The 17,568-nt window shown below is 37.5% G+C and carries 19 protein-coding genes; 3 read left to right on the forward strand and 16 right to left on the reverse strand.

All coding sequences use genetic code 11. The annotated features are described in order from the left end of the window. Positions 1-441: 441 nt before the first annotated feature. On the forward strand, positions 442-780 hold the full coding sequence (locus BUB71_RS20360) for an HNH endonuclease (RefSeq protein WP_422785150.1): 339 nt from the start codon (positions 442-444) through the stop codon (positions 778-780). A 33-nt stretch (positions 781-813) separates the two neighbouring features. After that, entirely contained in the window at positions 814-1,572 is a 759-nt protein-coding gene (locus tag BUB71_RS14615) for an MBL fold metallo-hydrolase (RefSeq protein ID WP_073156211.1), read from the forward strand. A 168-nt stretch (positions 1,573-1,740) separates the two neighbouring features. Here the strand turns inward: BUB71_RS14615 and BUB71_RS20230 are convergent, their stop codons facing one another. From BUB71_RS20230 to BUB71_RS20235, 12 genes are all read right to left on the reverse strand, one after another. Then, on the reverse strand, positions 1,741-2,145 hold the full coding sequence (locus BUB71_RS20230; protein ID WP_073156216.1) for an NUDIX domain-containing protein: 405 nt from the start codon (positions 2,143-2,145) through the stop codon (positions 1,741-1,743). Positions 2,146-2,923: 778 nt separating this feature from the next. Then, entirely contained in the window at positions 2,924-3,532 is a 609-nt protein-coding gene (locus BUB71_RS14625) for a TetR/AcrR family transcriptional regulator (RefSeq protein WP_073156219.1), read from the reverse strand. Between the two features lie 296 nt (positions 3,533-3,828). Next, positions 3,829-4,962, reverse strand: coding sequence for a DUF418 domain-containing protein (locus BUB71_RS14630; protein ID WP_073156222.1), 1,134 nt, complete (start codon positions 4,960-4,962; stop codon positions 3,829-3,831). Positions 4,963-5,335: 373 nt separating this feature from the next. Next, a complete protein-coding gene (locus BUB71_RS14635; protein ID WP_139279134.1) occupies positions 5,336-5,668 on the reverse strand; it encodes a hypothetical protein in 333 nt (110 codons plus the stop codon). Between the two features lie 214 nt (positions 5,669-5,882). Continuing rightward, a complete protein-coding gene (locus BUB71_RS14640) occupies positions 5,883-7,037 on the reverse strand; it encodes an oxalate decarboxylase family bicupin (RefSeq protein ID WP_073156229.1) in 1,155 nt (384 codons plus the stop codon). 467 nt (positions 7,038-7,504) lie between these two features. Further along, positions 7,505-7,948, reverse strand: coding sequence for a GNAT family N-acetyltransferase (locus BUB71_RS14645; RefSeq protein WP_073156232.1), 444 nt, complete (start codon positions 7,946-7,948; stop codon positions 7,505-7,507). Positions 7,949-8,104: 156 nt separating this feature from the next. After that, a complete protein-coding gene (locus BUB71_RS14650; protein ID WP_073156235.1) occupies positions 8,105-8,671 on the reverse strand; it encodes a hypothetical protein in 567 nt (188 codons plus the stop codon). Positions 8,672-9,191: 520 nt separating this feature from the next. After that, the gene (locus BUB71_RS14660) at positions 9,192-9,509 is read right to left on the reverse strand and encodes an NUDIX domain-containing protein (protein WP_422785151.1); all 318 of its coding nucleotides are present in this window, start codon (positions 9,507-9,509) and stop codon (positions 9,192-9,194) included. A 79-nt stretch (positions 9,510-9,588) separates the two neighbouring features. Then, positions 9,589-10,296, reverse strand: a complete 708-nt coding sequence (locus BUB71_RS14665) for a Type 1 glutamine amidotransferase-like domain-containing protein (protein ID WP_073156241.1) — start codon at positions 10,294-10,296, stop codon at positions 9,589-9,591. 856 nt (positions 10,297-11,152) lie between these two features. After that, positions 11,153-11,419, reverse strand: coding sequence for an O-methyltransferase (locus BUB71_RS14670; protein ID WP_073156245.1), 267 nt, complete (start codon positions 11,417-11,419; stop codon positions 11,153-11,155). Position 11,420: 1 nt separating this feature from the next. Further along, the gene (locus tag BUB71_RS14675) at positions 11,421-12,680 is read right to left on the reverse strand and encodes a tetratricopeptide repeat protein (protein ID WP_073156249.1); all 1,260 of its coding nucleotides are present in this window, start codon (positions 12,678-12,680) and stop codon (positions 11,421-11,423) included. A gap of 62 nt (positions 12,681-12,742) precedes the next feature. Further along, on the reverse strand, positions 12,743-12,871 hold the full coding sequence (locus BUB71_RS20235; RefSeq protein WP_281248214.1) for a hypothetical protein: 129 nt from the start codon (positions 12,869-12,871) through the stop codon (positions 12,743-12,745). Positions 12,872-12,972: 101 nt separating this feature from the next. Between BUB71_RS20235 and BUB71_RS14680 the strand changes: the two genes are divergently transcribed. Beyond that, entirely contained in the window at positions 12,973-13,482 is a 510-nt protein-coding gene (locus tag BUB71_RS14680; RefSeq protein WP_073156253.1) for a GNAT family N-acetyltransferase, read from the forward strand. A gap of 373 nt (positions 13,483-13,855) precedes the next feature. Here the strand turns inward: BUB71_RS14680 and BUB71_RS14685 are convergent, their stop codons facing one another. The 4 genes from BUB71_RS14685 to BUB71_RS14700 all read right to left on the reverse strand — a co-directional run bounded on the left by BUB71_RS14685 (position 13,856) and on the right by BUB71_RS14700 (position 17,564). Next, positions 13,856-14,176 carry a hypothetical protein gene (locus tag BUB71_RS14685; protein ID WP_073156256.1) on the reverse strand — a complete coding sequence of 107 codons (321 nt, stop codon included), beginning with the start codon at positions 14,174-14,176 and terminating at the stop codon, positions 13,856-13,858. 91 nt (positions 14,177-14,267) lie between these two features. Continuing rightward, positions 14,268-14,438 (reverse strand): hypothetical protein, encoded by a 171-nt coding sequence (locus tag BUB71_RS19705; RefSeq protein WP_175552388.1) that lies wholly within the window; start codon positions 14,436-14,438, stop codon positions 14,268-14,270. Positions 14,439-14,836: 398 nt separating this feature from the next. Beyond that, a complete protein-coding gene (locus tag BUB71_RS14695) occupies positions 14,837-16,054 on the reverse strand; it encodes a radical SAM/SPASM domain-containing protein (protein WP_217653560.1) in 1,218 nt (405 codons plus the stop codon). Between the two features lie 49 nt (positions 16,055-16,103). Beyond that, entirely contained in the window at positions 16,104-17,564 is a 1,461-nt protein-coding gene (locus BUB71_RS14700) for a B12-binding domain-containing radical SAM protein (protein WP_073156264.1), read from the reverse strand. Between the last annotated feature and the right edge of the window lie 4 nt (positions 17,565-17,568).

Raw genomic sequence — 17,568 nt, forward strand, 5'->3', positions numbered from 1 at the left:
CTCATACCAACTCTCCATGAAAAAAATCTTCAAATAGAGGAGGAAGCAAAGGAAACATTGAGGGGTCTTCTGAAGTCTGATGATGATAAGATTCGATTGGAAGCATCGTTAGCTCTCCTAAAACTAAAAAAATAAACCCGTTGAATGATTAAAAATATCTACACTAGGGAAATCAATTCCCTAGTGTAATTCATCATCCATTCCCCATGATAGAGCAGATATATAAGGCAATAGATTGCAAAGTTGAAGCTTAATTGTAAATTTGGTTTTATATGAAGCCATCTTTACACGGAAAAGATGCATCAGTTAGTGGATCTACCAAAAAAAGCTAATGCACTTAGAGATGCTTATAAAAGATTGAATATTAAGTTTTTATCTAGTACAATACATTTTGTCGGCACTCTGCATCTTCTCTTACAATAAACCAATCGAGGTGTAAGAATGCGTGGGTTTTCAGATGAACAAAAAAGAACAATCAAAAAAAGAGATAACGATTGCTGCCAACTATGTTCGTCCAGTAAGAGACAACGACAGATCCATCATCTCTTCTCACAAAGCTCCTATCCATTGTTAGCAAACGTCTTGCTTAATGGATTGACTCTTTGTGAGATATGTCATGCTAAATTCCATGATTTTTGTCCCAATGGGACAAATAGTGGAGATGACTTTCTCATTTTCCTCGATGATCAATTCAATTCACACAGATTCACTAATGCAAGGAGATTGAAGAAAAGAATCGCCCCGATTGTTAGAGAATTACGCTTTCTCCTGCTTATATAGCAGCTCAAACAGGGGATTTAAGAGGTGAAACCGATGGGGACTCTTCGCTTTCTAGGAACAAGCGATGCACAAGGTGTACCTCGTATGCTTTGTAATTGCAACATTTGTATCGGAAGTGACAATGTTAGAAAAAGACCTAGTGCTTTTATTGATTCAACCCAGAAGATCTTAATTGATGTCTCGCCAGATTTTCGGCAACAATTTTTAGAATATCAGATTCATATACCTGACCTTTTGCTTGTTACTCATGCTCACAATGACCATATAGCTGGCTTTGGTGATCTTGCCGACCTCTGTTTTTGGAATAATAAGAGTCTTTTAGTAATTAGTCCAATGGATGTAATAAAAACACTTAAAGATCGTTATCCTTATTTACATAACAGAACACAAATTCAATTCATTGGTACTACAACATGGAAAACAGACGAATACGAAATAAGTTTTCATAAAGTAAACCATGGTCATAATGGATATAGTTATGGAATTAAATTCACAAGACTAGGATTCGTTTGGGCCTATATCTCAGATGCTATCAATATGTCTGATGAACAAATGACACCTTTTTTTAATCTCGACCTTATTATCATGGGAGCATCTTATTGGGACGAATCTACCAGACCAAATCAGGAAAAAAGATCTGTATATGATGTACAAGAAGCAATTAAACTCAAAAATCATCTCAATGCACACCAGATGATTTTAACGCATATGTCACATGATATTGACATTACTAGCCGCCAACTCCCTAGCAATGTTGAATTTTCTTTTGATGGTAAACTTATTGATACTTGAACTTACGCAAAATCCAAAGCGCTTGTCTCTTTTTCTAGAGACAAGCGCTATTACTAATTGGAGAAGTATTGATCGCTTCACAATCAATACACCCATGAAATATAGAAAGTCTTTGCTCTGACCCTAACAGAAATTCACTGTTTAAGAAGCATATGGTAAGATTGTCATTCATTTCATCATTTTGGTAATGGCTTTTGTAATCCAACTTGGCATTGTTGATATCATTTCGTCCTCCAATCCTACCCATTGATAACCATCATGTTCAGAGCTAAGACGAATAGCTTGATTATTGTAATTCGCTTTATACAAAAGTATATGAAGCTGTACTCCATCATGCCGCATAACTGACCAAGCTGTTTTCAATTCGAAATCCTCACACAATATGCCTGTTTCTTCCTCCAATTCTCGTCTTAACGCAACCTCAATTTCCTCTTCTCTTATCAGCTTGTAACGTTCACAATAGCCATCTTCAATGTGCTGGAAAGTATATCTATCTATTATGCCGCTTTTGGAGTTATCTAGGACGTACCCCCTTTTAGAAGGGATATAACCATTACAAGATAATGTGCACAAATATATATATAATTTTTTTCAGAATGTTATCATTATATAGAAGATAACCACCTTATAGTCATCAAAAGTGGTTAATAAGAAAAATAGTAGTCAAATAAGACGATGGTGGATAGGGTAAAAATCTAAAAATATACCTACCGCAAAAACACAAAACCCCCTGATACACAAGGGTTCTAACTGGTCCTGACAACAGGATTCGAACCTGCGACCTCATCATTACGAGAGTCGAGCCATACATGCAATTTTGTTCATTGGAGTGTCTTTTTATTGATTTTATTGAGGTTCTTCATTGTCTATCTAGGTTGTCTAAGTGTTAAATTCACCCTAGTTCACAGTAGTGTGTTACCAAATTGTTACCCAACATGCAGATGATTTGCAAGCTGAATCCTTAATAATTAAGATTCAAACAACCCCATTGGCTTATTACCACACGTACAACTGTTTTCAAGTTATAGGCCGGGCGAAAATAGGGGGAAACCTAACGCAATATAGCGCAATCTATTAGGGTTTCTGGCAATATAGAGCAATATAAAAGAATACAAGAAAATATACTTCGTTAGAAATCCGTTAGAAGTTTGTTAGAAGTCGGATATATAACACAAATATCCTATCAACCCCCGAAGACTTTACTTATGTCGCAGACACTATTTCAGATGAAGACCAGTATGTTATTACGAGCTTCGTACAATTCATAGACGAAAAGGGACTGGAACTAGAGTTTACCAAGATTGTTTATCTTGACAGATTAAACATAGAAAAAGCATTTCATTGGCATATATCAAGTTCTTAAGAGACTTTCTAAATGATGGGTGATTAACCGTTCTGCTTTCGCTCGAGTCATCCAGTCAGGCTTGATTAACCGATGGATGGCAATCCCATCGACGAGAGCATAGAGTCGGTCTATCTCAAGTTCAACATCAAGATCTACCTTGGTCAACTTGGCTTGTTGGAGAACCTCGATCACTTGTTTCATTGCACCATATAGATCCATGTACATTTCATTACTCAATTGTTTCATCTCTGCATCATAGAGTGATTTAGCTGTAAATGATAACCAAATCTTTATTTCCAATTCATGATCAATATGAATAAAGAACATAGACATTCGTTTGGCTGCTTCAAACGCTGTCATATCTGGATTTTCCGTATAATCTCGTCTGATTTTTTCGTAAACGCGTTGTTCAATTCCACTTAGAATTGATTTCATGGCAAATAACAGCAATTCCGATTGATTCGTGAAATAATGACGCATGGTACTCACAGGAAGCCCCGCCTCTTTGGCAATATTGCGCACAGAGGCTTTTTCAATACCTTCACGTGTCGCCACACGCCAGACTGCCGCGGCAACCTTTTCCCGTTGTTTTTGATGATCGACTTTTTTGGGCATAAATAACAATCCTTTGGTCAACATGTTCGACTTGCACAAAATGCAGCAAATATCTTCCAATATTGCTCCATTCGTCAAGCTTTAAGGGCGGGCTACGCAGATGTCTTCAAGACGTAGCAACCGTACGCTCAAGAGCTGTGGAACTCGCTTTGCAAAGAGAAAGTCCTCGTCCTTCTCTTTGCTATCACGCATGCGGCTCGTAGTTCCTGAAAGTTACTCCTTCTATTACCATTCCTTCTGCGCTGGACAACTTCGTTAGTGAAGTTACTTGACTGAAGATACATTTGCACATTATATCATGATTGACGGGTGATCAGTGCTAAAATACCTCGACGCGCTGCTTCTATCGGTCCAAATTGGAAAAAGCGTAACCAAGTGGTGGCAAAGAAGATTTGTAGCATTGCGACTCCGAACCAGATCAATAGAACTTCCACGGAACCCATTTTCCCGCCGAGCCCCAGACCCCAGCCATAGAACAGAACAGTGCAGAACAGATTCTGTAAGACATAACAACTCAGCGACATTTTCCCTGTTTGTTCGAGGAGATTCCAGATTCGCCAGTCTTGCCATTTTTCGGCCATTAAGCTAAATGCGCCTAAGTATCCAATTGCGAGTACTGCGGAGAAGACATAGCGAACGATTAAGTCAAACGAGCCCCCCGGTACAAAGACCAATAAGTTGAGCGGAAGACCGATTAGCAATCCATAGCGAAAGAGTTTTCGACGAATGTGGATGCCTTGTGCATCGGAAGCAAACGCACCTTTGCGCATCAATAAGACACCCGTAAGAAAAAGAAAAATATTTGATGAGAAGGCTAAGATCAATTCTAAACGTAATAAAATAAAATTGTTTAGGCGAAAGATCACTTGTTCGAACCAACTCCCTTGCTGATAGAGCTGGACGACTTCATGCATATTGCCCATGGATAACGAAGCGCCCGATAATTGAATTACGGTTACACCGAGATAAAGCAAGAGATGAATGCTTCCAAAGATGATCATCGCCCATTTAATCGCCCGTTCGCCACGTTTTACGATGTAGGCTACGATTACAGCAGTGACTGCATAACTCATCAATATGTCATACTCCATAACCAGTGTAAAATGCAACAGCCCCTCGATAAATAAGATCAACGAGACCCAAAGATATATCCCCGGCCAAGCGCGACCTTTACGCAAGCTCTGCTGATACTTTAATTCCAAACCGACACCGAACATAATGGCTAAGAGACTGAGGAGCTTGCCATTAAAAAGTGCTAATGAAAGAACGCGAAGGAGTGAATCACCTGAAGACCAAATATCTTGTTGTCCAACGAACAGGTAATTCAAGTCACCTAGATAGGCAAAAATCCAAATATTGGTCAACAATGTACCTAAGATGGCAAAGCCCCGTAAGATATCAAGCGAGCGTATTCGTGCTGTTTTGTTCATGTGGTTACCCCTCTGTTTTTTATCGCACAACCGTGCTAAAAATATAATAGCACGACCGTGTGAAAAAAACAACAAAAAATAGGTTGAAAAATACAGGAGCGGTTTTTCATTGGCTTACCTTCCCGCGAGGTTGTGACAATGACTACGCAGGCTGTTTGTGATACCTACCTTGGAAAGGAGCCTGCCATAGTAGCGTGAAGCTAGGTGACGAAATGGACACAACAAAAAGACGATACCTTGGCTTCATAAGCGTAAGGTACCGTCTGAATACGTATATTCTTCTAATTAAATGCAGTTCATCAGTGATCGGTTCGTTTTAATAAGCCAAATCCCACGTACGATTGTGCTGGCATTCTGTTGGATAAAACAATATTCATTCGTCCATTTCATTGATAAACTTACGAAGGATAAGGCCCAAGTGTTGCGAATGACTAAGCATGGGCAGATGACCCGCCTCTATCTGTTCTACACTTTGGGGGGCAAGATTGGCAATCATCTGGTCTTGTAACAAGGGTGGAAACTCAAGATCGTTTGTCAGTTTCACATAAAGTGTTGCGACATTAGGAATGGAAAAGTCGATGCGATCAGTAAAAAGATGTCTCGATTCAGGAGCAAATGAATTTATAATCTGAGTCGCTTGTTTGTCCGTTAGATCATGACATAGGCTTTGTCGAATCGCTGATGCTGGTGGCCTTGTCCTAAACACACGTAACATGAAATTCATTAAGAGTCGTTGGGCGATGGGGAAAATGGAGAGAAAAGATCCCCCTTTTTTCGGAATAGCCGCGCCAATCGCTACAAATCACACTACACGATTATGAAAAATGTTTGCCAGTTTTAAACCAAGGAGTCCACTAATGGAATGAGCTACGATTACGAACTTTTCGACGGTCCAATAAGGTTTGTATGGAAAAATGGACTTATTTTACCACAGGCCATTTTTCTTTTCGTAGTCGATTGATGAGTTCTGAATCGACATGGAGATTGCTTTCAACTAACTCATGTGGTGTTAAAGCTATCCATTGATTTAAGGATACATCAGCAAAGCGATCGCTTTTGAACATTTCTAAAAACCATAATGTTTCGTCGCCTGTATTTTGGATATAATGACCAAATGCAAACGGAACATACCCCACATCACCCGCTCGATAGTCAAAAGTTCGAGCGGTTCCATTTCCCGCAAACACCGTCATACGCCCTTGTCCGGTAAGATAATATTGCCACTCATCGTTATTTGGATGCCAATGTAGTTCTCTCATCGCTCCTGGTTTAATTTCGACCAGAGCCGCCGCGATTGCTTTTGAAATTGGAAAATTGGATGAATCGACAATACGGACACTTCCCCCAGGTGTCACAATCGGCTTTTGTTTAAGCAATCGATGTTTAAAACTTTTTGGAACGGTTCCATAAGGGGATTGGATTTCCTGACTATCCAATGATCCAGGAACTTCATCCTGGTAAATGTACACTTGCTTGGAGGGAATGTGTTTAAAAGCTTTTTTTGATACACCAAAGTTTGCTGATAGTACATCTTTAGGTGTATGTGCAAACCAATCAGAAATGGACAACGTATTCAAATCTGAGAAGTGCCCATCGTCAAATACAAGTAAAAATTCGCATCCTTCTTCCAGTCCTTGTATAGAGTGAGGAATACCTGGCGGGAAATACCAAAGATCGCCCGGTCCTACATCGGCTATAAAATTTCGACCTTTTTGATCAACAGATGTGATACGTGCACTTCCTAAGATCATGTAAGACCATTCAGCTTGTTGATGCCAATGGAGTTCTCGTACGCCTCCAGGGGTTAAGCTCATATTGACGCCAGCAAGTGTTTTGGCGATGGGTAAATCCCTAATCGTAATCTCCCTAGACCAACCCCCATGGTTTAACTGCATATGAGCGTCTGAAAAAGAAAATTTCAAATTCGGAATCAGCCCTGAATCTGTTTTGGGTGGAACCAGGATGTTCGGATTTTCTAGATCGCGTAAAACGTCTCTGGGACCAAAGTCAGGGGCGCCTGCTCCATCTTTTCGCATCGGTTGAGGGATATGTTTGATCTTGTCTATTTCCTTCATATTTGAATCACTACTTTCACTTTCGCTGGTTTTAGAATCACTGTCATCCTTTTCATCAACTTATGCGAATCAAAGAAATGGGTGATATGTCTAGAAGCGATTTCAAAACATGTATTGGAAAATTTTTCGTTACTCTACCGCCCCAAAATGGTTCAGGAGACTCGTTTCACGTTCCTAAGTCACTCCCTACCTAAACCATTTTTCACTTGGTGATGATTACACAAGGTAATGGTTCCACCATTAATCAACTTTATACAGAAAAATATGAAGCTACGAACCATCAGGACGAAAACAGCAAGTATTTTAAACTACAATTGATGAAAATAAAACGATAAAAATATATTCTTTTCAGGTTGGGGAATATTGCAAAACCTCACTTTAGCAAATCGATTTCCGCACTGAATACCTTGAAAAGCGACCTCTGAGATACTATCACTAAAAATAGGACATTTTGTATTCCTATCTGATCACTTTAATTTGTAGGATAATAATCTCATACCATCTTCATTGATAACTCCTTGATCTACAAATCCCACTTTCTTAAAACAAAAATAACTTGCCGGATTGTCTGGTTCAATATATGCTGTAATCGACTCTAAATGTCCTACAATGGGGTGGGATAATATATATGTCAAAATATTACTCCCAAACCCTTGATTTCTCAATTGGGGATTGACAAACAGGCTAATACTTGCTGTTTTATTCTCATACTCTTCAATACAAACTTTTCCTACTGGTCTCCCATCATTCAAAAACATGATATGCTTCTGATTTGGGATTTTAATAACCCTAAAATACCATTCATCTAGCGATAACATTCCACCTAGCCGCTTTTTCAACTCTACATCTTCAAACCAATTTTTCAGGAAATCTAAATCACTCTCTTCAAATTTCCGAAACGTCAGTTCCATTTCATTTTGCCTCCATTTATCTATTAAATATTTACAACATGTATATATTCGTAGTTCTACGTGATTCCTTTGGTTTACAAATCAAACAAAAAACGCGAGCTGTAGCTCACGATGAAAGAATGAAGCTATATTTGTTTGTATTGAATATGTACTTCTTTAACCTTTCACCGCTGGAATCAGACCTCTTTCTTTCATTATGTATACTTTCACTTCTTCCAATCGTTCAAAATCTCCTAAAGGAACCTCTATATAGCTGGATTCCTCTGTCCATAAATAGAATGGTTCTTCAACAGCCTTTGATTGGTTATAAGTATTCCATAACCATTGTATATCAGGCTCCAATACATTCAGAAATCCTGCAAACTCAAAACCCGCCCAGTTTACTCCAATCTTATACATCTTCTCTTCCTCTGTTGGATATATCCCTGTTTTTGCCTCAAGCACCCTCGCTTTTGCATATAAATCTACGGATTTTTCGGGAAACCCCAATGTTGTCCCCATAATGTAAATCTCTTCATAAGAATTTTCATTTACACCATTCATGCGATCTAAATATGTTTGCTTCAACTCTTCCGTTTGGAAAAACATACATAAATCTTCATCAAGTTGATAACTTGGAAAGGGTAAATCACTTACCCGATTAAAATGACGACTATACGTTTCAAACTGAATCGCTGGTTTATATCCGTCTAAAAAAGCGTCATAAAACCTTTTTTTTGTCAATCTCACATCGCCTCCATAAAAAAGGAATAGCCATGATTAAGCTATTCCTAATTATATCAGTTACAAATATTTATAACTATCGAAACTCAATCAATCTGGATCTACTATTCGGTTACACTTTGTGCATTTCCATTCGCCTTCGTCCCAAATTACGTTTTTATTTGTTCTACATTGTGAACTACGACACATGGGTGGATCATCATCCATTCCCCATGATAGGGCGGATAAATGAGAAAGTTGATTGCTAGGCTGGAGCTTGATTGTAAATTTAGTTTTACGAGAAGCCATTGTTACACCCCTCCTTCTTCGTAAATTGTCTTACTGATTGGAACGCAATCGACAACAACTTAGATAAGGTAGTGTATTTATGGCACATATATAGCAACAGCAAAGGCTGATATGATTAACGCATTCACTGTTTAGTATATCAATTCTGACTTCTATTAAGCAACGAGCCTTCCCTCTTTATAGTTTTTAATTGCTTTGACGATATAAGGGATTGTATTGTCTGGTAAATCGTCTACTGGAAAAAAGCGCAGATCATCGCATTTATGTGGTTCCAGGTTTTGAATGTCACCTTCCACTCGGTTACACAGGCAAAGAAATCGATACGTTCATCATCCTTCTTACGATGCATCACACCAACTATTTCTACATTTTCTTCTTTTAAATGAACACCAGCTTCTTCTTTTGCTTCCCGTATAGCAACTTGTTTTACTGTTTCCTCTCCGTCCAAATGTCCTGCTACTACTGAATAGTTACCATCTTCATAGCCTGTATTATATCTGCGAAGTAATAAGATTTGGTCATCTTTAACGAAAAAGAGGTGTATGGTCACAGGAGCAGTAAAACCTATTTTTTGACATGGATTCTACATCCCTTCTAAATTAGGGTCATGTAAAGGCTCCCAAAGAAATTTAAATCAGTGCAGATTCCTTTAAATAGATCGGACGAACCTCTGATTCTACTACTGAACCCTCTTCTTTCTTTACTGAATAGGCTTTTGCATTTTCTCTTGAGCTTACTACCCGATGTAGTGATTCATTTATGTAATGAAGAGCTACCCCATCGTCGGCTGCATACCCATCTGTCATTTCCCCATTTTCAATCAGTTTGTGATAGCTGGGTCTCCGCTCTTTTTCACCATCATAATGGGGGCAATTGCTACCTTTCAGTAAACCTAAACATTCTAGTGAAGATAACTTTCCAGGGAAGGAATCAGTCACGCCTTGCTCAAACCAACAAATCGATCCAGCACTCAGCCCTGTAAGAATAGCCCCCTTTTGATAGGCCCTTCTTAGTAACTCATCGATTTTCCAATCTTTCCATAGGAGTAATAAATTTCGGGTATTACCTCCCCCAACATAGAAAATGTCTTGTTCAGCTATGAATCCTTCCAAGTCTATTGGGGCTTTAAAAACCGATAGATGAGCGGTCTCACATTCGAACTTCTCAAAACATCGATAAAACTTTTGAATATATCCTTCTGCATCACCTGATGCTGTAGGAACAAAACAAACTCGGGGTTTCTCTTTTTGTGATTGAGCCAATATGTATAAGTCAAGGAGAGGATTTTCCTTCTCCATCGAAAAGCCACCGCCACCCATTGCAATGATTTGTCTCATGATTCAACCTCCTTTAATAAATCCCCAGATTCCCTTGCTTTCCTGCTTTTTTCTCAAACCAGTACATACCCTTTCATTACGAGTAACGTGACATAGGGAAATTAGGGAAAACGAGCACCTATATAAATAAAGAAAACCAATGATATCAAGGCTTTTAGAAAGATACATAAATGAACCGAAGCCAAAGAAAATATATTACGTTAGAAGGTTTGTTAGAAGTTATCTCTGCCTTCAACCGCCCCCGCATATTTTATAGATTTGCATCTCCTCAACACACTTATTACACTATTTACACTTTACTCTAAAGAGAGGGTCACTCCCAACCATCATCTTCCTTTTTTATTGAATTTGGTTTTGTATCGTTAATTACTCAAAGAAAGTGAGTACTAAAGATTGTTCTTATACCAGTATCTAGTTCAAAAAACATACCATATATAATTCATTCACCCATTCTAGGCTGCTTTTTCTTCCACTTTTTGATAAATAAAAAGCAACCTGTAAAGGCTGCTTTTTTTGTTCTATCCATCTGCATCGCCAGGTGGTAGCATTTGATCACCTCTTTTTTATTACTCTGAAAAACCATCACCGAAATATCTATGCATGTGGAGGTTCATCTCCAATAATCATGTCAGAAGTGAAATCTCTCATTATACAGACCACCACTACAAAGGATTATGATAACTGTTACTCTATCTAGACGAATCAAAACTGTGCTTTTGTTAACATGAGCGTATTTAATCGATTATCCCTTCAATATTGATCTTTTGAAACAAGCGATCTATTTTGAGTAAAGTATCTGAATAACTTAATTCTAGCGTATCAATCATTGTATTCAAAAACGCATGCTCCCTCTATCCTAAAGGGAGGGACTGATTTCCAACGATGTCACATGCCCGACTCCTTGTGTTGCCTTAGCTAGGCAGATAGTACTATAACCGCCCAAGGTTCCTATTTCAAGTATATTCTTTGCTCCTGAGATTTTGACGATCAATTGAAGTGTCTTAGCTACTTCTGGGGTAATAGACTGAGCAGTAACACCACTTTCTTTTAAGATTTCAGATATTGATATCCTTAGTCTATCTTCTTTAGCAAACAGCTTTCGAATGTAGTCTTGAGAATTCATTTCATCCCTCCGTTAGATGGATATTTTTCAATCCTTCCTGATATTTCATTGTCTTGTCTAACCAGTACTCCACTTGTTCGTCATGTCTCAACTCATAATGGGCTACTGCTAACATTTTTCTAACCTCATTGGCTTTAGATATTGCAACACCATGTAATCGTAGTTGGTCCGCCTCTTCTAAAACACTTATCGCTTCTTCATATTTATTTAATTGAATACAAGCATAGCCAAGCATAGATAAAAGTTCGGCTAATGAGTGAGGGTGAACTTGACGACAAAGGTCTACTGCTTCAATAAATAAAGGGATAGATGTTTCCCAAGACGAACTAAATCCAGCGAAAAAAGCGAGATTTTCTATAATCTGAATGCGATATCGATTAGCAATATCTTGATCCATAGCTAATAAATAAGAAGGGATTTCTTTTACAATCGACCATGCTTTTTTAATTTGCTTTCCAGCTTCTTCGAATTTTTTCTGTTTGAGATAGTATAAAGCCTCTAAATTGTGTATCAAACCATAACAAAACGTCGTATTAAGTGGTTGATTGGTTGAATCTCCAAATTCTTTTGCCGCTAATTTCGTCCGCTTTAAAGAGGAAAGTATTTTTGATGGTTGATGCAGCCTTTTAATCTCAGCAACAGCAATACGAAATTGATTTGTAAACCGATGGTAGGGATTAGTTTGTAAACTATACGCCAATTGATAAGCGTCCCGACATAACGCATTGCTCGTGTGGGCTAGTAGATTACCACAATTAGACACTAACAACGCTGTTTGATTTGTTTTTGGCATCAATTTTGATGAATTTACGATAACTATAGCCATTACATCCGCATCGATCCAGTCCCCTAAAATATCTACATAATATCGAATGATATGGTTTAAGAAAGCGGGTCTATCAAGGTTCCTTTTTACAAAAGCTACAAAATCATATGGAGATGTATTCACATTTCTATTCATTTGATCAAATAGTTGTTTAATCACTTGATCATATTGATTTTCATTATAAACATAATCTTTAGAGTACTTTCGAGCTAGAGACAGAAAATATAAAGTAGGTTCATTCATACGTCTCAATCCTAAATCTGAAATATAGCTGATATCGAAAAAAGATGAATCATAAAAACCTCTCGTTAAGCGGTTATAAAAAGTACGTTGATTTGGTATTTCTGGATTTAAATGATTTAGAAAGTACCTAACTAAACTAAAGGATGGAAGATCACTCTTTAGATAATAAAGATGGGCTTTTAGAGAATCCATTTCTTTCTCCTCTTTATTGAAGAGCAATGCAGGAGATTAAACTCCCACATTACTCATAAGATTTACTTTTTATCATCATCATCTTTCCCACCATGATCCCATTGCTCCGAAAGATTACGAGTGAAACTGACTGCATCTTTCATTTCTTCACGAATTTGAGAGATAATGAATTCTTTCTTTTCACGAGTCATATTTATCACCTCCTTTCAAAGAAAATTTAACTCTTGCATAAATGGACAAATAAATGCTAAGATTCTCATAATATTTTTTTCAAATTAAGGGGAAAACTACCATGAATATGATTAAATATGAATATCTTCTAGACGGTAGTAATAAAAGCACTGTTCTTTCTGATGCTATTACACTTGATGGCGTTGAGTTTATCAAACTTTCAAACGTTAACGACACTCCAGAGACTAGAAAAAAACTCTATGAACTGGTAAAAGAAGGCGTAATAGATGATCCAGGTCAGAATGGTATTTTTGAGACATTTGATCAATTTTCCAAAAAGATTTTTGGTCATTACTGGAAGAATAATAAAACTCAGTTTCTTGCCACATATAAAGGAGAATGGATTGGACTTTGTAGTATTACAATTGATAAAGAGAAGAAAGTTGCAAAGTGCGGTTTAACCGTTGTTAAGAAGAGATATAGAGGGTATGGCATAGCTTCTTATTTGAAAAACCTTTCAATAGATTATTGTAGGTCTGAAGGTTTGTTAAAGATGGTTACAGAAGTTGATGAATCAAATTATCCTATGATGAAGATCAATCAACAAAATGGATTTAAAAGAGTAACTTAGATGGATTAAAAGAGGGGGATATTCCCCCTAATAGGATTTGTGAGAATATTGTAGTGAAACAGATTTTGAAAACCCATTAATCACCACTCGACCAGCCCCATGTAGGCCGAATGGAGTTCTTGCTTCAACGACTGTCTTCAAACTCGCTATGGACAACTCTTATGCACCTTTACCCGCCGTGACAGAGGAATTTCTGTCTCCCGCCCACTATGCGTTCCCGTCCGTTATTCCCAATCTCTCTACCCAGAACTAAATGATTACTTAACCCCTCACAATATTTGTGAATCTATTCAAAACTAGTGTTATTTCCTGATTCTTCATCTTTAAAATCCCATCAACAGTTATGCGAAATGCACAATCTTCTTTGTCATAATCAACTTGGATGCTCGCCAGAGGGTGAATATGCCACAATTGCAGCAATATCACCTTTTTTAAGTTCACAAAAACTCTTCTTACAATCGTCTCTACCCCAGAGTTCCTGAAGCCTTGTAATTGTGGGCAAAGCAATCAGGTGTTGTCTCTTTTCCACCTGTTCCAGTAGTTCTGCTGTCATTCCAAGCTCTTCACTAATGACTTTTCGCTGAAAATCCGAACTTGTTATAGATGAAGCTAATCTCTGTTGATGCTCCTTCAGAGCCTGTTCCAAAATTCGCTGCTCATCCTCAGTAACCCATATTGTTAATTTCCTTTTCAATGAATCCTCAACTCCAAGCCCCTTGCTAAAAAAGGTAAAGAGCAACCCTTCGATTTGTAATTTTCTGCTTCGTTAGTATATGATAACTGTGTTACTTAGATTTGAGATAATAGAGACTCTTCCCCAAGACGCTCTCCATTATCTCTTTTGTTATTTGTTTCTTGCTAGGAAGTTCCAAACCAGATTTCCTTTTAAGAGGTTTTAGGAAGTCCAGCACATTCCTTTCATAACGACCTTCACTTGAATTTGATAGAAAATCCATTTCATTTCCTCCCTGAAAAATTATTCTATCTTTATGACTTGCACTTTAATTCTATAAATTATCTCTTTCTATTACAGATGGTGTACCCGCTGGAATTATGGAATTTCCACCTCCTACCGAACGTTTTCGTTTTAGGCAACTAATTGATCAAAATAAGATTGGGGAAGACCAAGAATTTATGTATCTTGATCCCATCCCTTGTGTAGTCAAATCTCGTGGAATAAGCAAGCGAGGTTTTATTCGAAGCCCTTTCTTTCATCAATGGGGAAGACAAAAAGCAAATTAATTCTCTCATAATATCTATTGCCTAACTCTATTAATAAAAAAGTTATCCACAGGTGATTGTGGATAACTCAGTCCGATTTCTTATATTCAAACTTCACAGTTTTTATACAGACTTACATATTATTTTTAGGTCGTCCAATCCAAGTACATAAGTAATCCTGATGAACAAGATGTACATCATCCGGCATATTAGGATTTACAGGAAAAACAGTCTCAGGATTAATGGTTTTCGGGCAATAAGGATCTCTTGAAAAAAGAGAGCGCCCTCCATTTTGATGCAAATTATATAAATAGGAACGCGCAGCACATCCTCCTCCACATATAGAAAGAATTTCACATCCCTCACAACCAGAAATGTATTCTGGATGTTTATTTCTCCTTCTAAATGTCTTAAATTGAGGTGAACGAATGATATCGTATAACTCATCCTCAACTAAATTTCCTACTTTGTAATCATGTAAATACACACAGGGAGACACAGGAATTTTCCCATCTGGAGTAATAGAATGTATTCGAAACGATTTTCTACCACATGGACACCGCTTCGATTGTTTTAGTTTTGTAATACCAGCTAATGTTGGCTCTGTCATATCCAAATTGTCACATAAACTCATTAACAGTGAGAAGCCTTGATAGTATTGATCAGGTTCAAGCTTCGTAGCCATATGTTTGCTCTCAATCGGTTTAAAGGGATTAATCCTTACATTTGATCCATATTTTCTAGCCATGTCAACAAGGGCTCTGATTCGATCTTCAGTAAAATTCCAGCTCATTGCACAAGTTACGATTGTAAAATCCTTATCATGATCACGGCAAAGCTCCAAAGCCTTAGTGGCAATGGGGAAAATGTTTGCTCCACGATTTTCATTATGTTCTTCTTCATACGGAGAATCGATGCTAATATCAATATCATTCAACAACATAAATTCTTCTGGGTGATATTTTGCAAGATAAGTGAGAGTTATACCTGAAGTAGTCAGCCCAACATCTATTCCTTTCTCAGTAAGTCTCCTGATGATATAAGGAAGTAATGAGTTTTTTGGGTTAATTCCATTTGTATATAACGGCTCATTTCCACCCAGATTAATCGTCTTTGCTCCATTTTTGTATACTTGATCTATGACACGGTCTACAATTTCTGGAGAAAAATCCATTCCTTTTTTTCTAGCTGACATGGAATAGCAATGTTTACAACGGTACGGACAATCATTGCCTAAAGTCCAACCAATATTTTCAATATCAATTTCACATTCATCAAGTTCATCGTGTTCGATTGGTCCTACATTCCGTTTATAATGCTCCATGGGGTCTATCATTGTATTCTTGTCCACTAATGACCACTTCCCCAGATGAATTTATTTTACTGTTCTTCTGTCATTACTAAACGAACAATCTCAAATCTTCGAATAGCTCTTCAGTGATAACATCAGTTTCTTCTAGAACACCTTCCTCACAATTTTTAATCAACTGTTCTAACATACTTGTATCTTGAATCATAAATTCATGGTACTTTTCCCACTTTTCTGGTGTTGGTAGTTCATTAGGAGCCATCAATGTTTCAACCACAGCATAATAATCTCTCATATTTTTAGCACAATAGTAGTCAAAGTACTTTTTGATTAAGTACACTTCTGAACACTTATATCTATATGGAACATAAGGGAATGAATTTGTATCACCTGTGACTAAGCCCAATTCTAATAATTTTTGTAGAATCGGGTCAGTAGAACGTAACCATAAATGAGAATTAATCCGATGAAAAACACAAAAATTCATATGCTCTTTAATAAATTCAAGATTTAATTTTAGCCCAGAAATATCTAATATCGGATCAAACGTAATGAAGTTCATTAATGTGGTAATGCCATTTTCCTTTAGAATGTTGGCTGCACGCCTCGAATCTGCAACAGTTAATCTCTTATTAAATAATACAAGCGAATCTTCATGGGCTGATTCTCCTCCAATTGCTACTACGTTGGTTCCCATTTCTTTTAAGAGTTTAGCCCTCTTCTCTGTTATATCATTTGGTCTTGCCGAAAGCCGAAAGATTAGGTCTATATCCAGCTTTTTTATCTCTGCAACTAAATCAACCAGAAACTGGTCATTCTTATCGGTAACTCTAAAGAAATTATCATCTACAATCTTGAAAGAATTCTTTTGATACTTATTAATTAATGTTTTAATCTCGCCCAGAAGATGAGCTACAGAACGAGCGGATTGAGCTGGCCCACTATTATTACGGTAAAATGTGGGTATACTACAAAAGGTACATGCTGCATAACAGCCTCTACCAGTTACAAGACTTAAAGGTTCATCTTTCAATTTTTCTGGAGATATATAACGAGTTTGATAGGGTAGAGTGTCTAAATTTCTAATTCGTGGACGAGGAATAAACGGGGTATTTCGTTTTAACACACCTGGTGTATCATCAGAGGGTGAGGTGGAATATTCATATAAAGATTGTTCTCCTTCTCCAACAACTACAGCATCCAACCAAGGGAATTCATCTAATAAATATTCTTTATGAAAGGTAGCAAAGTGTCCACCTACGATTACAAATACATCAGGGTAGTACTTTTTAATCCTTTCACCAAGCACAACCAATTCATTTACTGACGTAACAAAAGGAGTGAAACCAACAATCATTTGTGGATGACTATTGATCCTTCTTTTAATCAATGACCAACACGTTTCGATATCAATATTGTTTGCATAAGCATCAATAATGGAAGCATCAATTCCCTTTGAAGTAAGATACGCATGTAACGATGCTAAACCACTATGTTCAGCAGGCTTTCGTATGGAGGAAGTGGGCAAATTAATCAAAGTGACCGAATACATAAAC

This window comes from Seinonella peptonophila, assembly GCF_900129355.1.
Classification (GTDB): Bacteria; Bacillota; Bacilli; order Thermoactinomycetales; family Thermoactinomycetaceae; genus Seinonella; species Seinonella peptonophila.

What these genes read in the sequence shown, in the direction of transcription:
- BUB71_RS20360 (WP_422785150.1), top strand. Translation starts at nt 442, where the DNA reads ATGCGTGGGTTTTCAGATGAACAAAAAAGAACAATCAAAAAAAGAGAT.
- BUB71_RS14615 (WP_073156211.1), top strand. Translation starts at nt 814, where the DNA reads ATGGGGACTCTTCGCTTTCTAGGAACAAGCGATGCACAAGGTGTACCT.
- BUB71_RS14625 (WP_073156219.1), bottom strand. Translation starts at nt 3,532, where the DNA reads ATGCCCAAAAAAGTCGATCATCAAAAACAACGGGAAAAGGTTGCCGCG.
- BUB71_RS14630 (WP_073156222.1), bottom strand. Translation starts at nt 4,962, where the DNA reads ATGAACAAAACAGCACGAATACGCTCGCTTGATATCTTACGGGGCTTT.
- BUB71_RS14640 (WP_073156229.1), bottom strand. Translation starts at nt 7,037, where the DNA reads ATGAAGGAAATAGACAAGATCAAACATATCCCTCAACCGATGCGAAAA.
- BUB71_RS14645 (WP_073156232.1), bottom strand. Translation starts at nt 7,948, where the DNA reads ATGGAACTGACGTTTCGGAAATTTGAAGAGAGTGATTTAGATTTCCTG.
- BUB71_RS14665 (WP_073156241.1), bottom strand. Translation starts at nt 10,296, where the DNA reads ATGAGACAAATCATTGCAATGGGTGGCGGTGGCTTTTCGATGGAGAAG.
- BUB71_RS14670 (WP_073156245.1), bottom strand. Translation starts at nt 11,419, where the DNA reads ATGAATTCTCAAGACTACATTCGAAAGCTGTTTGCTAAAGAAGATAGA.
- BUB71_RS14675 (WP_073156249.1), bottom strand. Translation starts at nt 12,680, where the DNA reads ATGGATTCTCTAAAAGCCCATCTTTATTATCTAAAGAGTGATCTTCCA.
- BUB71_RS20235 (WP_281248214.1), bottom strand. Translation starts at nt 12,871, where the DNA reads ATGACTCGTGAAAAGAAAGAATTCATTATCTCTCAAATTCGTGAAGAA.
- BUB71_RS14680 (WP_073156253.1), top strand. Translation starts at nt 12,973, where the DNA reads ATGAATATGATTAAATATGAATATCTTCTAGACGGTAGTAATAAAAGC.
- BUB71_RS19705 (WP_175552388.1), bottom strand. Translation starts at nt 14,438, where the DNA reads ATGGATTTTCTATCAAATTCAAGTGAAGGTCGTTATGAAAGGAATGTG.
- BUB71_RS14700 (WP_073156264.1), bottom strand. Translation starts at nt 17,564, where the DNA reads ATGTATTCGGTCACTTTGATTAATTTGCCCACTTCCTCCATACGAAAG.